This window comes from Colwellia marinimaniae, assembly GCF_002207865.1.
Lineage (GTDB): Bacteria > Pseudomonadota > Gammaproteobacteria > Enterobacterales > Alteromonadaceae > Colwellia > Colwellia marinimaniae.
The window spans coordinates 1-231 of record NZ_BDQM01000554.1 but is presented as its reverse complement, the minus strand read 5'-3'; the positions used below and the strand labels follow the sequence as shown (position 1 = coordinate 231).

Here is a 231-nt window from a genome sequence, read left to right as displayed (position 1 = left end):
GTGAAATTGTCGCAATCAATGAAGAATTAGAAGACTCGCCAGAGTTAGTAAACTCGGATGCATTCGGCGAAGGCTGGTTGTTCCGCGTGAAAGCGTCTGACGAAAGCGAACTCGCAGCGCTACTTGACGCGGCTGGCTATGCTGAGTCAATCGAAGACTAATTGTTGTTGAAACCCTGAGCTAGCCTCGGGGTTTTTTTTAGTACTTATTTATTTTCGTAATAGTTAATAG

Annotated in this window: 1 protein-coding gene; it reads left to right on the top strand. The window is 44.6% G+C overall.

Annotation, left to right across the window (positions count from 1 at the left end; all coding sequences use genetic code 11):
• Positions 1-161: glycine cleavage system protein H (locus tag MTCD1_RS20465; protein ID WP_369007723.1), on the top strand; the 161-nt coding region annotated here is incomplete at its 5' end.
• Positions 162-231 lie beyond the last annotated feature (70 nt).